The sequence below is a fragment of the Thiomicrospira sp. WB1 genome (assembly GCF_001507535.1).
Lineage (GTDB): Bacteria > Pseudomonadota > Gammaproteobacteria > Thiomicrospirales > Thiomicrospiraceae > Hydrogenovibrio.
Map to the genome: position 1 here is coordinate 481,624 of NZ_LQBN01000001.1, position 19,857 is coordinate 501,480.

The 19,857-nt window shown below is 53.5% G+C and carries 15 protein-coding genes; 13 read left to right on the plus strand and 2 right to left on the minus strand.

The window, feature by feature from the left end:
- Positions 1–3 precede the first annotated feature (3 nt).
- The 5 genes from AVO41_RS10760 to ccoS all read left to right on the plus strand — a co-directional run bounded on the left by AVO41_RS10760 (position 4) and on the right by ccoS (position 5,323).
- Entirely contained in the window at positions 4–147 is a 144-nt protein-coding gene (locus tag AVO41_RS10760) for a hypothetical protein (protein WP_162838985.1), read from the plus strand.
- A 194-nt stretch (positions 148–341) separates the two neighbouring features.
- Entirely contained in the window at positions 342–1,799 is a 1,458-nt protein-coding gene (gene ccoG, locus AVO41_RS02215; protein WP_068581925.1) for a cytochrome c oxidase accessory protein CcoG, read from the plus strand.
- Between the two features lie 127 nt (positions 1,800–1,926).
- On the plus strand, positions 1,927–2,496 hold the full coding sequence (locus AVO41_RS02220; RefSeq protein ID WP_068581927.1) for a FixH family protein: 570 nt from the start codon (positions 1,927–1,929) through the stop codon (positions 2,494–2,496).
- Entirely contained in the window at positions 2,493–5,027 is a 2,535-nt protein-coding gene (locus AVO41_RS02225) for a heavy metal translocating P-type ATPase (protein WP_068581930.1), read from the plus strand. Before AVO41_RS02220 ends, AVO41_RS02225 begins: the two co-directional genes overlap by 4 nt.
- Before the next feature lie 14 nt (positions 5,028–5,041).
- Positions 5,042–5,323, plus strand: a complete 282-nt coding sequence (gene ccoS / locus AVO41_RS10845; RefSeq protein ID WP_068581933.1) for a cbb3-type cytochrome oxidase assembly protein CcoS — start codon at positions 5,042–5,044, stop codon at positions 5,321–5,323.
- Between the two features lie 69 nt (positions 5,324–5,392).
- Here ccoS and AVO41_RS02235 read toward each other — a convergent pair whose 3' ends face one another.
- Entirely contained in the window at positions 5,393–6,805 is a 1,413-nt protein-coding gene (locus AVO41_RS02235) for an FAD-dependent oxidoreductase (RefSeq protein ID WP_068581934.1), read from the minus strand.
- A gap of 10 nt (positions 6,806–6,815) precedes the next feature.
- Positions 6,816–11,300 (minus strand): glutamate synthase large subunit, encoded by a 4,485-nt coding sequence (gene gltB, locus AVO41_RS02240; RefSeq protein WP_068583226.1) that lies wholly within the window; start codon positions 11,298–11,300, stop codon positions 6,816–6,818.
- A 313-nt stretch (positions 11,301–11,613) separates the two neighbouring features.
- On the opposite strand from gltB, the gene dut reads away from it, so the two are divergent.
- The 8 genes from dut to AVO41_RS02280 all read left to right on the plus strand — a co-directional run bounded on the left by dut (position 11,614) and on the right by AVO41_RS02280 (position 19,744).
- Positions 11,614–12,075 carry a dUTP diphosphatase gene (gene dut, locus AVO41_RS02245; RefSeq protein WP_201022824.1) on the plus strand — a complete coding sequence of 154 codons (462 nt, stop codon included), beginning with the start codon at positions 11,614–11,616 and terminating at the stop codon, positions 12,073–12,075.
- Positions 12,076–12,124: 49 nt separating this feature from the next.
- A complete protein-coding gene (locus AVO41_RS02250; RefSeq protein ID WP_235584630.1) occupies positions 12,125–13,531 on the plus strand; it encodes a phosphomannomutase/phosphoglucomutase in 1,407 nt (468 codons plus the stop codon).
- 107 nt (positions 13,532–13,638) lie between these two features.
- Positions 13,639–14,454 carry an HDOD domain-containing protein gene (locus AVO41_RS02255; RefSeq protein WP_068581940.1) on the plus strand — a complete coding sequence of 272 codons (816 nt, stop codon included), beginning with the start codon at positions 13,639–13,641 and terminating at the stop codon, positions 14,452–14,454.
- 135 nt (positions 14,455–14,589) lie between these two features.
- Positions 14,590–15,483, plus strand: a complete 894-nt coding sequence (gene argB, locus AVO41_RS02260; protein WP_201022841.1) for an acetylglutamate kinase — start codon at positions 14,590–14,592, stop codon at positions 15,481–15,483.
- A 162-nt stretch (positions 15,484–15,645) separates the two neighbouring features.
- On the plus strand, positions 15,646–16,668 hold the full coding sequence (locus AVO41_RS02265; RefSeq protein WP_068581947.1) for a porin: 1,023 nt from the start codon (positions 15,646–15,648) through the stop codon (positions 16,666–16,668).
- A 267-nt stretch (positions 16,669–16,935) separates the two neighbouring features.
- Positions 16,936–18,057, plus strand: a complete 1,122-nt coding sequence (locus AVO41_RS02270; protein ID WP_235584631.1) for a methyl-accepting chemotaxis protein — start codon at positions 16,936–16,938, stop codon at positions 18,055–18,057.
- Between the two features lie 89 nt (positions 18,058–18,146).
- Positions 18,147–19,034, plus strand: coding sequence for a patatin-like phospholipase family protein (locus AVO41_RS02275; protein WP_068581951.1), 888 nt, complete (start codon positions 18,147–18,149; stop codon positions 19,032–19,034).
- Positions 19,035–19,135: 101 nt separating this feature from the next.
- A complete protein-coding gene (locus AVO41_RS02280; protein WP_068581952.1) occupies positions 19,136–19,744 on the plus strand; it encodes a rhodanese-like domain-containing protein in 609 nt (202 codons plus the stop codon).
- Positions 19,745–19,857: the final 113 nt, after the last annotated feature.

A 19,857-nucleotide genomic window follows, 5' to 3' on the forward strand; every position in this document is an offset into this window, starting at 1 on the left:
ATCATGAATGAATTAAACAATGACTGGGTGCTCTGGGGATCGATTGGTGCGGTTGTATTCAGCATCGTCGCCTTGGTAGCGTTTGCCTGGAAAGCCACCCGTGGCATGGAAGGCATGGAAGATGACGACGATACAACTCAGAACTGAGTTGACTCGTTAATTCTCGAATATGAAAAGGCCCGACACTGTTTGGGCCTTTTCTTTTTTTATCTTCTTTTCCTTTATCGGGCTTTATAAGAAAAATCGAGTTCACATATTCGCGTTTTCTTATAGAATCTAGGGGTTAGTTGATCTCGCATCATCGCGGACAACCGCTATTAATGACTAAAAAAGGATGGATCATGTCTGATCACAATCAAGATCCGAATTACGATGCCACGCACAAGTCGCAACTTGAAGGTGTCGACACGTCCAATAAAAACCTGCAGAACATTGGCGTGGAACTTTTGTCGGTTCATACAGACGGCACCGTTCACGCAAAACGCATGAGCGGTCGTTTCCGTACCATCAAATGGATTGTGGCCGCACTTTGGTTATCCTTTTTTATTGGCCCCTATCTACAATGGGATGGTCGTCAGGCCATTCTGTTTGATTTGGTTAATCGACAGTTCCATATCTTTGGCTTGACCATCCTGCCGCAGGATATTTGGGTGTTAGCGATGATGCTGTTGTTTGCCGCCTTGGCACTGGCTGCGACTACGGCCGTTGCCGGGCGCTTATGGTGCGGCTATGCCTGCTTTCAGACGGTTTGGATGGATGTGTTTACCTGGCTGGAAGAAAAATTTGAAGGCAGTCCGAAAAAACGGGAAAGGCTGGAGGAGCAACCCTGGAATTGGGAGAAGCTGCGCAAAAAACTTCCTAAATGGGCGGCCTGGAGTGTGATCGGTTTCATGACCGGTTTCAGTTTTGTGGCTTATTTTGATCCGGCCCTGGATTTATGGGCGCGTTTATTCAGCTTTGAGTGGACGACCACCGAAACGGTGATTATTCTCGGATTGTCTGCCGCGACCGTATTTTTTGCCGGCTTTCTGCGGGAGCAGGTTTGCATTGGTTTTTGCCCGTACGCTCGTATTCAGGGGGCCATGATCGACACCGAAACTGTGGTTCCGACCTATGACGTGGATCGGGGGGAGCCCAGAGGGCGGATGCGTCGTCCCAAACCAGGGGAAGAGGCGCCGGAACTGGGTGATTGCATCGATTGTAATTTGTGCGTGGCTGTCTGTCCGACAGGCGTCGATATCCGTAAAGGGCAGCAGTTTGGTTGCATTACCTGTGGTCTGTGCATCGATGCCTGTGATTCGGTGATGGAAAAAATCAAAAAACCGAAAGGGCTCATCCGATACGCCTCCTTGGCGGAGTTTGCCGGCAAGCCGTTTAAGCCTTTTTATAAGCGTCCGCGCGTTCTGGTTTATTCCAGCATTATGTCTTTGGCGGCCATTGCCATGATTTGGGGTTTGATGACCATGTCGCCGATTGATGTGAAGGTGTTGCATGAGCGGGCGCCGTTGTTTGTTCAAATGAGTGATGGCTCCATCCAGAATAAGTATTACGCCAAGGTGGTCAACAAGTCGGACCGTTTGCTGGAGGCGAAAATTACGGTGGATGGGCCTGAATCCATGGTTTACATTGTGGACGAACAAATCAATGTGGTACCTGGCACAGTCGGTACGGCGACACTGCTGGTGCGTATTCCCAAAGAGGACATTGAGCAGACCAATACGCCCATTGATATTAAAGTTCAGGATTTAAACAATCCTCAGGTGTATGAGACCTATGAGAGCATGTTTATCAGCCCATAAATAAAAGCAGCGGAACCGTCAGAGTTTCTCCATGACCGCGACTGTTCCGACCGCTGGTTTTCAGTATAATAAGCCTTCGGCGCAAGCCTAAGGCTTTTTTTGTCTCGTTCTTTTAATGGAGTTCCCAATGTCTGCATCGTCCTCGCCGTCTGCCAAAAAAACGCGCCCTGACAAGCCCGATCAACGAGACTGGAGTGTCGCCTGGAAAAACCCCTTCGTGATTGGTTGGTTTGTGATCCTTGCGCTGGTGTTGTCTGTGAATTTCTTTATGGTCAGCATGGCGATTGTCACCGCGCCCGGTTTAACGGTGCCCGACTTCTACGAAAAAGGGAAGAATATGGGGGAAATCATCGCCCGGCGTGACGAAATGGAAAAAATGGGCTGGCAAATGCAGATCGACATGCCGGAGTTGACTGCCGGAAAACCGCAAAGTATTGAAGTGACGGTATTGGACGGTACGGGCCAGGCGTTTGATGTGGACTCGGCTATTTTGTATTACTACCGTCCATCGAATAAAGAATACGACGGTCAGTTAACGCTGACACCGGCTGAGGGCACCGGGCAGTATGAAGGCCAGTTAACCCTTCCGTTGAAAGGTAAATACGACTTTGTGATGGAAGTGGTGAAAGAAGAGAAAACCTTCAACCTGGGTCGCACAATCTTTGTCAAAGAGGCCAGTGAGTCGGCAGCCGAATGAGTGAAACCAGTTGTTTTCACTGCGGCCAGCCAGCGCTGAAAGCCAGCCAGGTGATTCAACCGATTCAGGGTGAATCTCAGGTCTTCTGTTGTCATGGTTGCGCGGGCGTGTGTGAAGCCATCCATGAAGCAGGCATGGAAGGGTTTTATCGGCGCACGCCCGAGGGTGAATTACTTTCGCCGCCGCCGCCGCCCACCCCGAACGCTGATTTCTACGATTACGACGAAGTCCAGAGCCAGTTTGTGACCTCTCTGGACAGTCGTCGCAGCATTACCCTGATGTCGGAAGCCATTCATTGCGCGGCCTGCATCTGGTTGATCGAGCACACCCTGGCCAAGTTGGATGGGGTGCTTATGGCCAAGGTGAATTTCACCAACAAACAAATCAAAATCCGCTGGGACAATGAGCGGATTCAACTGTCCGACATCATCCATGCACTGAATCGGATCGGTTATGATGCGACGCCTTATGATGCGTCTGCCAGTGAAGAGGCCTATCGCAAAGCCAACCGCGACTTGTTGTATCGCCTGGGTTTTGCCGGCTTTGCGATGATGAACGTTATGTGGTTTGCCGTGGCGCTCTATGCCGGTGCCGACGAAGACCCTGAATTTCGCCATTATTTTCACTGGGTACAATGGGTCATTGCCACCGTTACCCTGATCTATTCTGGCAAGCCCTTCTGGCGAGGCGCCTGGCAATCGCTCAAAGCGCGCAATGTCGGCATGGATGTGTCGATTACACTGGGCATTCTCACCACTTATTTTTATTCGTTCTGGGTCACCATCGATCCGACGCACTCTGGTGACGTTTATTTCGACACCATGATCGATTTCATTTTCCTGCTCCTGATCGGGCGGTATCTGGAAGCGATTTCCAAAAACAAAGCCATGGATTCGACTCGTCGATTAATGGACTTGCAACCCAAAGTGGCGCGCCAGATCGAAGGTCAAAACGATCAAGTTTCGGTGGTACCGGTTCGAAAGCTTAAGCCCGGCGACAGGGTGATGGTCAAGCCTGGTGATCAGATTCCGGTGGATGGTGTGGTGCTGACCGGTACCGGCAATGTGAATGAATCCATGCTCAGCGGTGAGTCGCGGGAAATCGCCAAACAACCGGGGATGCGAGTGTCGGCTGGGACTCTTAATCTGGATGGCACTTTAACCATCGAGGTGTCAGCCATTCTACAGGGCACCATGCTGGGCCGAATTGTGAGCATGGTTGAAGACGCTCAGGGCGCCAAAGCGCCCATTCAGTGCACCGCCGAAAAAATCATGCCTTGGTTTGTCAGTGTGGTGATCACTCTGGCCGTGCTCTCGTTTGCCTACTGGATTGTCCATGCCGATTTGGAAACGGCTATGATTGCGGCCACAGCCGTGCTGATCATTACTTGCCCCTGTGCGTTCGGGCTGGCCACCCCGATGGCAACCGCGGTGGCATCAGGGGTATCCGCACAAAACGGGATATTGATTAAAAACGCTTCGGTGTTGGAAGTGTTGCAGCAGATGAACCATTTTGTGTTTGATAAAACCGGGACGCTCACCCAGGGTAAGATGCAGCTCCAGGAATTGATTTGGGCCGATCAGGCACCGGCAGATGAGGCAGGTCGGTCTCATCTGATTGAAGCCATGGTACGCATCGAATTTCATTCCGAACATTCCCTGGGCAAAGCGATTGTCGAGGCGCTGCAAGCCCAATACCCGGCTCTGAAAAATGAGCGCATGACACTGGATCGCTTTCAGGCGCACCCAGGGCGCGGCGTCGAAGCCGATTGGCAGGGAAGGCATTATCTGATTGGCACTCGGGCTTGGCTCAGTCAATATCAGGTCGACTTTCCACCAGGCCTGGTAAAAAAGGAAGCCGAGCGCGGTGCCGTCGGGGAAACAAGTGTCTGGGTGGTGCGCGATGGTCAGGTGCAGGCGGTCTTGTTTTTGAAAGACCCGTTGCGAGAGGATGCACGGGCACTGATTGATCGCTTGAAAGTGAAAGGCAAGCAAGTGACCCTGCTCAGTGGGGATCGTCAGGCGGTCGCCGAGTCGGTTGCGAAGGAGCTTGGCGGCATGGAGGTGATCGCCGAGGTGTTGCCCGATGAAAAGCACGATGTGATTGCTCGACTGCAACAGACGCAACCCGTTGTGATGGTGGGGGATGGCGTCAACGATGCCCCGGCTCTGGCGCGCGCCAGAGTGAGCATGGCACTGGGTTCCGGCACCGATGTTTCAATGGACTGTGCGGATGTTATTTTGCTGAATAATGAACTGCTTTCGGTGGACACGGCGCTGGCTTTGTCTCAGCGGACGCTGAAGACGATCAAAGAAAACATCATCAGTTCGATTATTTATAATGTGACCTTCGTGCCGTTGGCGATGGCGGCCTTACTGACGCCCCTGATTGCGGCGATTACCATGCCGTTGAGCAGTCTGGTGGTGATACTCAATGCGGCGCGCATTCGACGGTTTTTTCACCCCAAGGCCATTCGCCAGCGGGAAGCCGAAGCGCAGGAGGCAATGATCAAGGCGCCAGAGCCGGACTAAGACAGGAGCGAGCCATGGACGTGGTATACGGGTTGATCCCGATGATGCTGATTTTCGGTTTTTTGGTGGTGTTGGTGTTCATCTGGATGGCCAAAAGTGGTCATTTTGATGACCTGGACGGTGCCGCCCATTCCATCTTTATGGACGATGACGAAGAACAAAATCACAACGAAAATAAGGCAGCTGACCAGTCGGCCTCCTCGAATAAGCGTGCCTCCGAGATGCAGTCCAACGAGGTAGCAAGCGAAGTTGATCCAAGTCAGTCGGACGATTCCGAGGCGCAGAATCGACCGTGATTGATGAGGGTCGAGCATAAAAAAACGGGCATAAAGCCCGTTTTTTATGCTGATAAACATGCGCCGATCTCAGACATCCAGATAGTCCAGAATGCCCTCGGCAGCGGCTCGTCCTTCGGCGATGGCGTGGACCACCAGGCTGGAACCACGCACCATGTCGCCACCGGCAAAGATTTTTTCGTGACTGGTTTGGAATGGGTATTCTGAGTCTTCTTTCGCCACAATGGTATTCCAGTCTGTCAGCGATACCTGGTGGTCCTGCAACCATTCCGGTGGGTTGGGCTGAAAGCCGAACGCGACAATCACCGCATCGCAGTCGATCACCGTTTCGGAACCGGGGATCATTTCCGCCCGACGGCGACCGTTCTCATCCGGCTCACCCATGCGCGTCTGGATCACCTTGATGCCACTGACCTGACCGTTTTCTTCCAGCACCTCGACCGGTGACAGGTTGAATTTGAATTGAACGCCTTCTTCTTTGGCGTTCTTGACCTCGGCGCGTGAGCCAGGCATGTTTTCTTCATCACGGCGATAGACACAGTACACTTCACTCGCCCCCTGGCGAATGGAGGTACGGGTACAGTCCATAGTGGTGTCGCCACCGCCCAGCACCACGACCCGTTTGCCTTTCATAGAAATAAAGGCGTCTGAGGGCTGGTCCATGTTCAATTCGTTTTTGACGTTGCCAATCAGGAAGTCCAATGCCTTGTGCACCTGGGGCAGATCTTCGCCTGGGAAACGACCGGCCATGGGTTTATAGGTCCCCATGCCCAAAAAGACCGCATCGTAATCCTGAACCAGGCTGTCAAACGCCACATCTTTGCCAATCTCGGTGTTGCATCGGAATTCGACGCCCATGCCTTCCAGGATTTTGCGGCGTTTGACGACCAGGTCTTTGTCCAGTTTGAACTGCGGAATGCCGAATGTCAGGAGCCCGCCGATTTCCTGTTGTTTTTCAAATACGACGGGCTTGACCCCATTTCGAATCAAAATGTCGGCACAGCCTAAGCCGGCAGGACCGGACCCGACGATGGCAACTTTCTTGTCGGTCATGGCGATGTTGTCCAGGCTCGGTGTCCAGCCCTGCTCGGTGGCCGTATCGGTAATGAATTTTTCCACCGCGCCGATGGTGACCGCGCCAAAGTTGGTGTCTTCGAGCGTACAAGCTTCTTCGCACAAACGATCCTGTGGGCAGATGCGGCCACACATCTCTGGCAGAGAATTGGTCTGGTGCGACATCTCGGCCGCTTCCATGATGTTGCCTTCCGAGACCAGTTTCAGCCAGTTTGGAATGTAGTTGTGAACCGGGCAGGCCCATTCGCAGTAAGGGTTGCCGCAATGCAAACAGCGGTCCGCCTGCGCCATGGCATGCTGCAGGTCAAATTCCTGATAGATTTCTTCAAAGTGTTGCTTGCGCTCCATTGCCGGCTTTTTTTCCGGCATCTGGCGGTCAAGTTCCAAAAATTGTCTGACATTTCCCATGGTTGGCTCCTTATTCCCCGTCTCGGCTGTTGGCAAACAAGTCCAGCAACTTTTCGACGTCGATGGCACGTGATTTCACCAGCCAGAAGTTATGAATGGCACGACTGAAGTCGGCCAGTACTTCACGGGCATAAGCGCTCTGCGTTTTGTCGGCATAGCGCTGCAACAGATCTTTCAAATAAAGGCGATAGGCCTCGGTGGATTCGGTGTCAATGCGGATGGCTTCCACCATCTCGGTGTTGAGGCGATCCGGCAAGGTGCGATCCAGGTCAAGGACAAATGCCATCCCGCCAGACATCCCGGCCCCGAAGTTGACGCCGACCGGGCCGAGACTGACCACAGTCCCGCCGGTCATGTATTCACAGCCGTGGTCACCCAGGCCTTCTACGACCGCCACAGCGCCGGAATTACGAACGCCGAAGCGCTCGCCGCCGGTGCCGTGGGCAAACAAGGTGCCCCCGGTGGCCCCATACAGACAGGTGTTGCCCACAATCGGCGTGGTGTGTGGGTCAAACGCGGAGTTTTCCGGTGGACGAATCACGATTTCGCCGCCCGCCATGCCTTTGCCCACATAGTCGTTGGCATCCCCCGTCAGGTTGAGATTGAGGCCATCCACGTTGAACACCCCAAAGGACTGCCCGGCAATGCCGGTCAGGTTCAAGGTGATCGGGGTATCTTTCATGCCGGTGTTGCCATAACGCATGGCAATTTCACCGGCAATGCGTGCGCCAATGGAGCGCCCCGTATTGACCAGATGAAAATCAAACTCACCACCGGTCTTGCCCTCGATCGCAGGTAGAACTTTCTTCACCATTTCTTCGGCCAGAGAGCCTTTGTCCCATGGCATGTTACGGTCCACCTGAACCGTCTGAGGTTTGTCGTCCCCGGCACCACCATCGGACAGAATGGCCGACAGATCAATGTTCTGCTGCTTTTCTGTTAACGGCTGTTCGATTTTCTGCAACAAGTCTGTACGACCGACCAGGTCTTCCAGGCGACGAACCCCCAGTTTGGCCATCCACTGACGGGTTTCCTCGGCGACAAAGCGGAAGTAGTTGATTACCATGTCGGCCTTGCCGATGAAGTGCTCTTTACGCAGACGTTCGTCCTGGGTGGCGACGCCGACGGCACAGGTATTCAGGTGACAGATTCGCAGGTATTTACAGCCCAGCGCTACCATCGGCGCGGTGCCGAAACCGAAAGACTCGGCGCCCAGAATGGCCGCTTTGATCACGTCCAACCCGGTTTTCAGGCCGCCGTCGGCCTGAAGAATGACCTGACCACGCAAGTCGTTGGCACGCAACACCTGGTGCGCTTCAGCCAATCCCATTTCAAACGGGTTGCCGGCGTATTTGACCGAGGTCAGCGGACTGGCCCCGGTGCCGCCGTCGTAGCCGGAAATCGTGATCAGATCGGCATAGGCTTTGGCCACCCCGGCGGCGATGGTGCCCACACCGGGCTCGGCGACCAGCTTGACCGAGACCAGCGCATGAGGGTTGATCTGTTTCAGGTCGTAAATGAGCTGGGCCAAATCCTCAATCGAATAAATGTCGTGATGAGGCGGTGGCGAAATCAAGGTCACGCCTTCCACGGAGTGGCGCAGTTTGGCGATGGTGGCATCGACTTTGTGGCCGGGTAGCTGACCGCCTTCCCCAGGTTTGGCCCCTTGAGCCACCTTGATCTGAATGACCTCCGCGTTGCGCAGATAGTGCGCGGTCACGCCAAAGCGCCCGGAAGCGATCTGTTTGATTTTGGACATGCGTTCGGTGCCATAACGGGCCGGATCTTCCGCGCCTTCGCCAGAGTTGGAGCGGGCTCCGATGCGGTTCATGGCTTCGGCCAGGGCTTCGTGGGCCTCAGGCGAGAGCGCACCCAGTGAGATGCCAGCGGAATCAAAGCGTTTGTAGATGGCTTCAACCGGCTCCACCTCATCCAGTTCGATGGAAGGAATATCCTTCTTGAACGTCAGCAGATCACGCACAGTCATCGCGGGACGCTCGTTGACCAGTTTGGCAAAGTGATCGTAGGCCGCCTGGTTGCCGGTTTGGACCGCGTCGCGCAGATAGTTGACCACATCCGGGTTGTAAGCGTGGTATTCGCCACCATGGATGTACTTCAGGAATCCGCCGGGTTTGAGGAATTTACGCGGGTTGAACGCTTCTTTTGCGACGTTGATTAAATCCGTTTGCAAGTGACCAAAGCGGGTACCTTCAATGCGAGTTGATGTGCCTTTGAAACACAAGTCCACCACTTCACGGCTCAAGCCCACGGCTTCGAACAATTGAGAGCCTCGGTAGGAGGTGATGGTGGAAATCCCCATTTTGGAGAGGATTTTGAACAACCCTTTGTTGATCCCTTTGCGATAGTTTTTGATGTATTGCGACAGGCCGACTTTTTCGTCCAGTTCTTTGGTGCGCATCATGTCCTGCAGGGTTTCATACGCCAGATAAGGATAGACCGCCGTCGCGCCATAACCGAACAGCACCGCAAAATGATGCGGATCTCGCGCGGTGGCGGTTTCGATGATCAGGTTGGCTTCCGGGCGCAGGCCTTCAGCAATCAGACGGTGGTGCACCGCGCCCGTTGCCATGGGTGCCGGGATGGAGACCAGGCCTTTTTCAATGTCCTGATCCGACAGAATCAACAGCGTGACACCGGCTTTGGTTGCGGCAACGGCCTGATCGCACAAATCGTGGATGGCGGCTTCCAGCCCCTGGCTTTCTGGGTTGTAATGCAGGCTCAAACGTTTGGAGACGTAATCTTCGTCCACAATCTGAATCAACTGTTGCATCATGGATGGAGACAACACCGGCGACTGGGTCTCCAGACGGCGGGCATGCGCTTCGCTCTCGTCAAACATGTTCAGCTCGCGCCCGAAACAGGTGTTGAGCGACATCACAATGTTTTCACGCAGCGGGTCAATCGGTGGGTTGGTGACTTGCGCAAACATCTGGCGGAAATAGTCATACACCGAACGCTGTTTGTGTGAGAACACCGGCAGCGGCGCATCATCGCCCATGGAGCCGGTGGCTTCCTGGCCGTTTTCCGCCAGCACACGGATGACCTGATCTTTTTCTTCAAAGGTCATCTGGAAGTATTTCTGGTAGGTGTCTGCCTTGTCCGCATCCCAGTGCTCAATGGCGTCTTCCGCGTCCAGACGCTCTTCCAGACGCATATAGCCTTTGTCCATCCACTGACGATAGGGTTTGGCCGATTTCAACTGCTCATCAATGTCTTCCGGTTTGAGCAGTTGACCGGCTTCCAGATCCACCGCAATAATCTGCCCGGGTTTCAGGCGACCTTTTTCCACCACGTCGGCGGGGTCATACGGGTAGACCCCGATTTCGGACGCAAAGGTAATGTGACGGTCCTTGGTAATGACGTAGCGCGTGGGGCGCAGACCATTTCGGTCCACACCGCAGATGGCATATTTACCGGTGTTGATGACCATGCCGGCGGGGCCATCCCAGGGCTCCATGTGCATGGAGTTGTACTCAAGGAAGGCTTTTAAATCTGGGTCCATGTGCGGCATGTTCTGCCAGGCAGGCGGAATCAGCAGGCGCAGTGCCTGGAACACCGGCATGTCACCCATCATCAGGACTTCCAGCATGTTATCCAGAGAGTTGGAATCAGAGCCTTCCTGTGCAACCAGCGGCTTAAGGTCAGACAGCTCGGGAATCAGCGGGGTGTCAAACTTGCTCTGACGGGCCAGCGCCCAGTTTCGGTTGCCCTGAATGGTGTTAAGCTCACCGTTGTGCGCCAGATAGCGGAATGGCTGGGCCAGACGCCACTGCGGCAGGGTGTTGGTCGAAAAACGCTGATGATAGGAAATCAGTGACGATTCAAATCCGTCTTCCTGCAGGTCACAGTAATACATGGGCAGCTCGCGCGGCATGACCAGGCCTTTGTATGCCAGCAGCTGCGTGTGCAGGGACGCAATGTAGAAATCTTCATCATTGGGCTCAATCGCCATTTCGGTCTGGCGGCGGGCCACAAACAGGGCGCGGTTGAAGTCCGCATCGCTCATGTCATCCGGTGCGTGCACAAAGACCTGTTCGATTTTGGGTTCCATGCCTGCGGCCTGCTCGCCCAGCACATTGGAATCCACCGGGACGTCTCGCCAGCCGGCGACGCTCAGGCCTTTACCCTCCAGGTTGCGGGTCAGCGCATCGCGCGCTGCGCTGGCTTTGGACGCATCCGGGTTCAGGAAAATCATGCCAATGGCATAGCGCGCGTTCAAGGTGATGCCTTGAACCTCGGCTTTGGCGCGCAAAAATCCATCCGGTTTTTTGATCAGCAGACCACAGCCATCCCCGGTGCAGCAATCGGCTGCCACGCCGCCACGGTGGGTCATGTTGGCCAATGATTCAATGGCGGTTTGCACGGTCCAGTGGCTGGGTTTGTCGTCCATCTGGGCGATCATGCCAAACCCGCAGTTTTCGGTTTCAAATTGCGGAGAATAGAGACCTTTTAAGCGCGAAAGTGAATGAGTCATGGTTAATTCCTGTTTGCGTTTTTGGACCGCAACACGTGGGATGCCAACGTGGGAAGGCCGCTTGATAACCGTTGTTCTGAGCCCTGATTCGTAGAGAGCCTCGGCAAGACCCGTCTGTCCAGTTTCGATGTCGGCGCCGGGATCATTTGCCTGAGCGCCAAACAAAGGGTGCGAAATTATACTTTTTTCAGAATTTGAAAGCAATTATAGCAATTCGTTGGGCCGAATAGGGCGGGCCAAATCCCCAGATTTTGTCTGGTCGATCGCAATGGTTGCGGTAAAATGCGTGGAAATTGAATGAAGGAGTGCATGAATGAGCTTGCAGGTCGAATACAAAATTTTGGATGAACGTCTGGGCAATGAGATTCCGTTGCCGCATTATGGCACCCAAGGCTCGGCAGGGCTGGATCTGCGTGCCTGTATTGATGTGCCGCTGACCATTGAACCGGGGCAGGCGGAATTGATCCCAACCGGCATGGCGATTCATCTGGACGATCCCGGGTTGGCGGCGATGTTGCTGCCGCGCTCCGGGTTAGGGCACAAGCATGGACTGGTGCTGGGCAATCTGGTCGGTTTGATTGATTCCGATTATCAAGGGCCGCTGATGGTCTCCTGCTGGAACCGATCCGACAAGGCCTACACCATTGACGTTGGGGAACGCATTGCCCAGATGGTGATTGTGCCGGTGATGCAACCGGTCTTTACCCAGGTGACGGAATTTGGCGAAGACACCGAGCGCGGAACGGGTGGCTTTGGTCACACCGGACAACAATAAGTGTCATCGCATTGTCATCCAACCGCGCTAAACTGGATGAATGACGCACATGATTGATCCCAGTATTTTTCGCACCTATGACATTCGCGGGGTGGTGGATAAAACTCTGACCGAAACCGCTGTGGCCGCGGTTGCGAGAGCGTTTGCGCGCTCGCTCGCTGAAAAGGGCGAAACGCATGTGGTCGTGGGCCGGGACGGGCGCTTGTCCGGCCCGCGCTTTGCCCGCTTGATGATCGATGGGCTGGCGTCAGAGGGTTTGAAGGTGATTGATCTGGGTGAAGTGACCACGTCCATGGTGTACTTCGCGCGTGAAACCCTGCCCAATGTCGAGTCCTGTGTGGCGATCACCGGGTCGCACAACCCGCCCGATTATAATGGCATTAAATTGGTCGCCGCAGGGGTGACCCTATACGGCGAACACATTCAGGCCCTGCGCCAGCGGATCGAGGCTAACCCGGAATTTACCAGGCCTGGTCAAAAAGGTGTTTCGCCGGAGTCTGTGCAGTCGCTGGATATTTTTCCGGCCTATTGTCAGCGCATTGTGGACGACATCGCCCTGGCCCGCCCTTTGAAAGTAGTGCTGGACGCAGGCAATGGCGTCGCCGGACGCTATGCGCCTGACTTGTTCCGAGCGCTTGGGTGTGACGTGGTCGAATTGTATTGTGACGTGGACGGGCATTTTCCGAATCATCATCCCGACCCGGCCAAATCGGCCAATCTGAAAGATTTGTCGGCCAGGGTTCTGTCTGAAAACGCCGATTTGGGCTTGGCCTTCGATGGCGATGGGGATCGGTGCGGCGTGGTGGATGAGCGAGGGCAGGCGCTGTACGCCGATCGTCAGTTAATGTTGTACGCTCGGGATGTATTGACGCGCCAGCCGGGGGCGGAAGTGTTGTTTGATATCAAGTGTTCGGCGCTGGTGGCCCGTGACATTGAAGCCCATGGCGGTCGGGCGACGATGTGGAAAACCGGGCATTCATACATGAAAGCAAAAATGAAAGCCACCGGTGCGGCGCTGGGCGGAGAAGTGTCCGGTCACATGTTTTTCAAAGAGCGCTGGTATGGCTTTGACGATGGGCTCTATACCGCCGCACGCATGGCTGAGATCGTGGCCGGGCAGCCGCTCAAGGCGTCCGCTCTGTTTGCTACCTTGCCCGATGCGTGCAACACGCCGGAAATCGACTTGCCGTTTACCGAAGGTGAGCATTATCGGTTTATGGACAAAATCCGCGAAACCGCCGAGCGCAGCGACTGGCTCAGTGGTGCGCAGCTGTTCACGCTGGATGGCATTCGGGCCGATTTTGACGATGGCTGGGGCTTGATTCGGCCTTCTAATACGTCGCCGCTGATTACCTTGCGTTTTGAAGGCGACACACCTCAGGCGTTGGCCCGGATACAGGCGCGTTTTCGTGGATTGATTCAGCAGGTGGACCCGTCGTTGATGTTGCCGTTTTAAAACGTAATCTCCTCCGTTGGGGCAAAATTGATTTTGCGCATTGTGCGTAGTGAGTCCAATGATTACAATTGTGTCACAAACTCACGATAAAAAAGTCAAGTTGCACAATGGAAGAACAATTAAAAAATGCGATGAACGCCATCAAAGGCGTCAAAATTCCCAATCTGCCCAAAGAAGTGTTGGAGCTGGACGAACAGCTCTCCAGCCGCTTTCCCAATAATCAGACCATCACTGAAATCATTCAAAGCAACACCAAACTTTCCGGTGAAGTCCTGCGCATCGTAAACTCGCCGGTGATCAAAACTTCTCACCCGATCAAAACCATTCGCGAAGCCGTGGACGTTCTGGGCTACACCAACCTTAAAAACCTGGTGTTGGCCAGTGCGCTACAGAATTTGTTTAACACCGCCGAAGTCAATGAAATCATTGAGCACTCCAAAGACGTGGCCTTCTGCTGTGCGGAACTGTCGGAACTGGTGCAGGGGGTATCGCGTGATGAGGCTTATCTGGTCGGACTGTTTCACAATGCCGGTTCCCTGCTGCTGGCCAGTAAAGACCCGGAATACGTCAAACTGTTTGCGCGCTTTAATACCCATCCTATTTCGACGTTGAATCAGGAAATGGCGCAGTATGGCGCCAATCACACCTTTATCGGCGTGTTGATCGGGCAGAAGTGGCGCTTGTCGATCGAAGTGCTTAATGCCATTATGACGCATCATATGCCCTGCGAACAGATCAAAAATGACGAGGTTCGCGCCATGGTCGCCATGATCAAAGTGAGCAATGTGGTCGTCAACGAAGTCTCCTACGATCGTTTTCTCTCGAACGAGTCGAAGCAGGAACTGCAGGACGGTCAACAGGAACTGATGATTACCGATGATCAGATCCAGCGGGTGCGTAAAGCCTTGATGACCACAGGGTAATGCTCGTACGGCATGGCTTGACCCAGTTTTGACCAGGCCTGGTCAAAAGCGGGTGGTTGCGCTCACAAATGGCTCGCATGCTAGAATAGCGTTTTTTGATTTTCGAGAATCCGAATCATGCGAGTCCAAACCACCATGAATCTGAACAAAGAACAAGCCCAGAACATCGCCAGCGTGCTGGCTGAATCCCTGCCTTACATCCAGCGTTTTGCCGGCAAAACCATCGTGGTCAAATACGGCGGCAATGCCATGACCGAAGAATCCCTCAAAAACGGCTTTGCCCGCGATATCGTGCTGATGAAACAGGTCGGCATGAACCCGGTGGTGGTGCATGGGGGCGGCCCTCAGATCGGCAAACTGCTTGACAAGGTGGGCAAAGAGTCGGAATTCATTCAGGGCATGCGCGTGACGGATACCGAAACCATGGACATCGTGGAAATGGTACTCGGCGGTCTGGTCAATAAGGAAATCGTCAACCTGATCCACCAGCACAACGGTAATGCCGTGGGCCTGACCGGCAAGGATGGCAATCTGATTGAGGCGCGCAAACTGGAAATGACCGATCAGAACTCTGACCTGGATGCGCCCGAATTGATTGATCTGGGGCATGTGGGGGAGGTTGCAGGCATTAACACCCGGGTTTTGGCCATGTTGCTCGAAGACGACTTTATCCCGGTGATCGCGCCGGTCGGGGTGGACGCCAAAGGCGAGTCTTATAACATCAACGCCGATCTGGTCGCAGGCAAAGTGGCCGAAGCCCTCAATGCGGAAAAACTGATGTTGCTCACCAATACCCCGGGGCTGCTGGATAAAAACGAGCAATTGCTCACCGGGCTGGACGCCAAGAAAGTCGATGAACTGATCAAGGACGGAACCATCTATGGCGGCATGTTGCCCAAAATCCAATGTGCACTCGAAGCGGTGCAAAATGGCGTACAGGCCGCACACATTATCGATGGCCGCGTTGAACATGCCGTCATGCTGGAAGTCTTTACCGATGAGGGCGTGGGCACCTTGATCACAGCCTGATGCGGATGGCGTTTGTTGTATTTTTGCAACACTCTAAAATTTTGTGCTTTTTTTTAAAAAAACGCTTGCGCCGGTTTTTTAAACTCAATATAGTTGCTCTCAAGTTCACGCAGGTGGACGTATAGTCACAACACAACGTTTTTAATCAAAAGGAACGATTACATGAAAAAGAATATCGTAGCTCTAGCAGTTGCTTCTGCAATCGCCGCGCCTGTTGCAATGGCCGATGCGCCTACTGTATACGGTCAGGTGAACCAAGCTCTTGAGCAGCGTTCTGCTGACAATTTTGCTGGTGATAAAGTTGAAGCTTCTTCCGGTACATACGTTGACAACCGCGCTTCTCGTTTGGGTGTAAAGGGTTCTTCTGATCTTGGCAACGGCATGAAAGCTGTATACAAGGTTGAATTCTCTCTTGGCATGAATGGCGGCGGCGTTGGTGATCGTAACCAATACGTTGGCCTGGCCGGTGGATTTGGTACTGTATTGATGGGTCGTCACGATACGCCAACCAAAATGATTCAGGCTAAAGATCTGTTCAACGATGCTCGTTTGTCAGATAACCGTCGTATCGGTGGTGAGCTGGGTGCCTTTGGTCGCAGCATGGAAAATCGTGTCAATAACGTTTTGGCATACGTTTCTCCTTCTTTTGGTGGTGTTAAGCTGATTGCTGCTACATCCCCTTCTGAAACATCAGTTGATGGTGATGAGTCTTCAATTTCTGACTTGTACTCTGTTGCCGTTGCTTACGGTTCTAAGAAAGAAGGTTTGTATTTGGCCGCTGGTATGGATAGTGCCAACGAAAACACAACTGGTGTAGCTGATACAGAAGCTCAGCACACTCGCGTAGTAGCTCAGTACGCAACCGGTGGTTTGATCGCTAACGCTATGTATCAAGATTTCGGTGGTGATGCCATTGAAGATACTGTTCGTGAAGGTTCAAACATCATGGCAAACGTTGGCTATAAGTTTGGTAAAATCATGCCAAAAGTTAAAGTTTCCATGGTTGATCGTGTGAACGATTTTGAAGATTCAACCAACTATGCTGTTGGTGTGAACTACTCTATGGGCAAGAAAACCACAGCTTATGCTGAATTTGCAAAAACAGAGCACATTGGTGGCAACGCTGCTGACGGTTCTGACGCAGAAGAATCAGCATTCTCTGTAGGTCTGCTGCACAAGTTCTAATCAACCGCGGGCTTAAGCTCGCAAGTTGAACAGACTTGAACCCCGGTTGGCTTTGGTCTTCCGGGGTTTTTTATTATCTGAACCCTGTCAAATTCACCAGGCCTGGTGATTTTTAACGTTTCTTTTCGAATTTATTGGTCAGCTGGTAAGTCTTTTGCTTTGTCCTGCCCAGTGCAATAAAAGGATGACGCAATGGTTTCCTGGAATTTTAAGCAACCGAGTATTTTGCGAAACATGCTCCTGGCTTTTTTAGGCTTTGGGTTGGGTATGGGGCTGATTTTTCCCCTGTTTGCCAATCTGTTTGTCAATTGGAAGCCGGGTATGCTGGGCTGGTTTGTGGTGGCCTGCATTCTGGCTGGGGTCAGTATCGGGGTATTTAATTACTGGTTGCTTAAAAAAATGTTGCTTCAGCGCTTGCATCGAATCGGTGAGGTGGCCAATGCCATCAGTCACAATGACATTTCCAAGCAATGCACGCTCGAGAGCCATGATTTCATCGGTGAAATGGCCAATAGTTTTAACCACATGACCGCCAATTTGTGCGGGATGGTCAAGCGTATTGCGGGGGTCTCGGAGCAACTGAATCAGGCGACGGATCAGATGACCGGCGTGATCGAACAAACCGAAAGCGGGGTCACCGAACAGCAAAGCGGGTCGGATCGACTGGTGCAGGCCATTGCGGACCTGAATCAATCGGCGGCGCAAACGGCCGAGCATACGGATCAGGCGCTGTCGGCGGCAAAATCCGCCGAGTCGGCGACCCAATCCGGCAATCGTGAGGTCCAGGGCACCGTGACCGCCATCACTCAGTTGGCGGATGAGGTGGAAGCGACCGCGAAAGTCATTCAACGATTACACAAAGACACCGAAGGCATTGGCACCGTTCTGGATGTGATCAAGGACATTGCCGAGCAAACCAATTTGCTTGCCTTGAACGCCGCGATTGAGGCCGCACGGGCGGGTGAAAATGGACGCGGCTTTGCCGTGGTGGCGGATCAGGTGCGTGTTTTGGCAAGCAAGACGCAGGATTCGACGTCTGAAATTGAAGGCATGATCGCCCGATTGCAGGAGGGCTCGGTGAAAGCGGTCAAGGTAATGGAGCAGGGGCAGGCTCAAGCCCATGACAGTGTGAATCAAGCCCAAGAAGCGGGCGCGGCACTGCATGCCATTGCCGAAGCGGTCACCACCATTACCCAGCGTAACCAGCAGATTGCGCAGTCGGCGCAGACCCAAAGCCAGCAAACGTCGGACATGAAAGATCAGGTGGCCGCCATCGGTCACATTGCACAAACCGTTGCCGACGGCGCGCATCAGACCAAGCTGACCAATCGCTCCGTGGACGAGCATGCCGAGGCACTGCAAACGTTGATTCGCGAATTCCGTTTTTAGCGGGGCCCTGCTGGCTGAGCTATCTGCAAAGACGGTGTGATCTGCGCGATCATCCTTTATACTAAGATTTTTGATAAGGGTGGCTTTGTATGCGAATTGCTCTGGTGTTGGGCAGTGGCGGGGCGCGTGGGTTGGCCCACATAGGTGTGATCCGCTGGTTGGAAGAACAAAACATCGAAATCGGTGCCGTGTCCGGTGCTTCCATTGGTGCGTTGGTCGGGGGGGCGTATGCCGCCGGACGTTTGGACCAGCTCGAAGCGTGGGGCAAGGATCTGGACAAACTGGCCTTGCTCAAACTGCTTGATATTTCCTGGCAGAAAAACGGGCTGGTCAAGGGGCGTAAGTTACTCAAAACCCTCAAAAAGCTGCTGGGCGATGTTCAGATCGAAGATCTGCCGATTGCCTACACCGCGGTGGCCACTGACATTGAACAGCAAAAAGAGATCTGGCTGCGCAAAGGCGGTCTGGCTCCGGCGATTCGCGCCTCCATTTCATTGCCTCTTTTCTTTACCCCTTATGCATTAAATCGAAAAGCGCTGGTGGATGGCGGCGTGTTGAACCCAGTGCCGATCGCGCCGGTTTTTGGTGAGAGCTGTGATCGAATCGTGGCGGTCAGTTTGAGCGGTGAATCGCAATCTCAGGCACGCCATCATCCGGTGGAGGAAGCAGCCAAGCCCAAAAAGCAGGAAGACTGGGTCTCTGCGATTTACAGCAAAGTACGGGGTTTTTTTAACGCGGGCGATCAAACCGCAGGACCTGAATGGGGGCCGTATGAAATTGCGGACCTGGCGTTTGACAGCATGCAGAACACCATTGCCCGCCAGAAACTCGCGGCCTATCCACCGGATGACAAGCTGGAAATCGCCAGTGATGTCTGTGGCATGTTGGAGTTCGACCGGGCCGAGGAAATGATTCACTACGGTTATGAGCAGGCGGCTCATCAATTGGCGCATTTGGTTGATCAGGCCAACGCCTGAATAAAATCCCTTGATGTTTGCATATCAGTCATTAATATTAGCAAAACCTTATATGAAAAGGTAAGCTTGTTCTGATTCAAAGCAAACTCAAGAGGAAAACGATGAAAGCACTACTCAAGCAAAGCGTGATCGCAGCCGCTCTGGCGACCCTAACGGCCACCGCCAGCGCTGCGCCGGAACCCCAAGATCCGTCACGCCAGACGCCGCAAGGGCTGTATGTGACCGCCACGGAAGCCTGGGACATGATGCAGAAGAACGATTCCGTGATTTTAGTGGATGTGCGTACCCCGGAAGAATGGCAGTTTGTGGGTTACACCAAAGAGGCTGACATCATGCTGCCGGCGGTGATGTTTGATTATTCGCAAATGGACACCAAGCAAAACAAGGCACGCTACATGCCAGTGCAAAACAGCAAATGGATTTCTCAGTTCGAGGAGATCATTTTTGACAAAGGCTATGATGGCGACAATACCTACATCATTATGTGTCGTTCCGGTGCCACGCGTGCGGCGCCAGTGGCGAAGATGCTGGACCAATATGGTTTTAAAAACGTTTATACCATGACCGATGGTTTTCAGGGCGGTCGCTTGAAAGAGGGCGAAAACAAGGGCCGTCGCATGAAAGCGGGCTGGATAAATGCCGGTTTGCCGTGGACGCATAAAATTGACGCGGACAAGGTTTATTTCAAAGCGTACGGCGTTAATTATTGATCGCGGTTTTGTTACCCGGTCCGGTTTTGACCAGGCCTGGTAAATATAGGTTCAAATCAGGCGCTTCGGCGCCTTTTTTATTGCCCCAGGGCTTAAAATCATGCGTGAGGGTG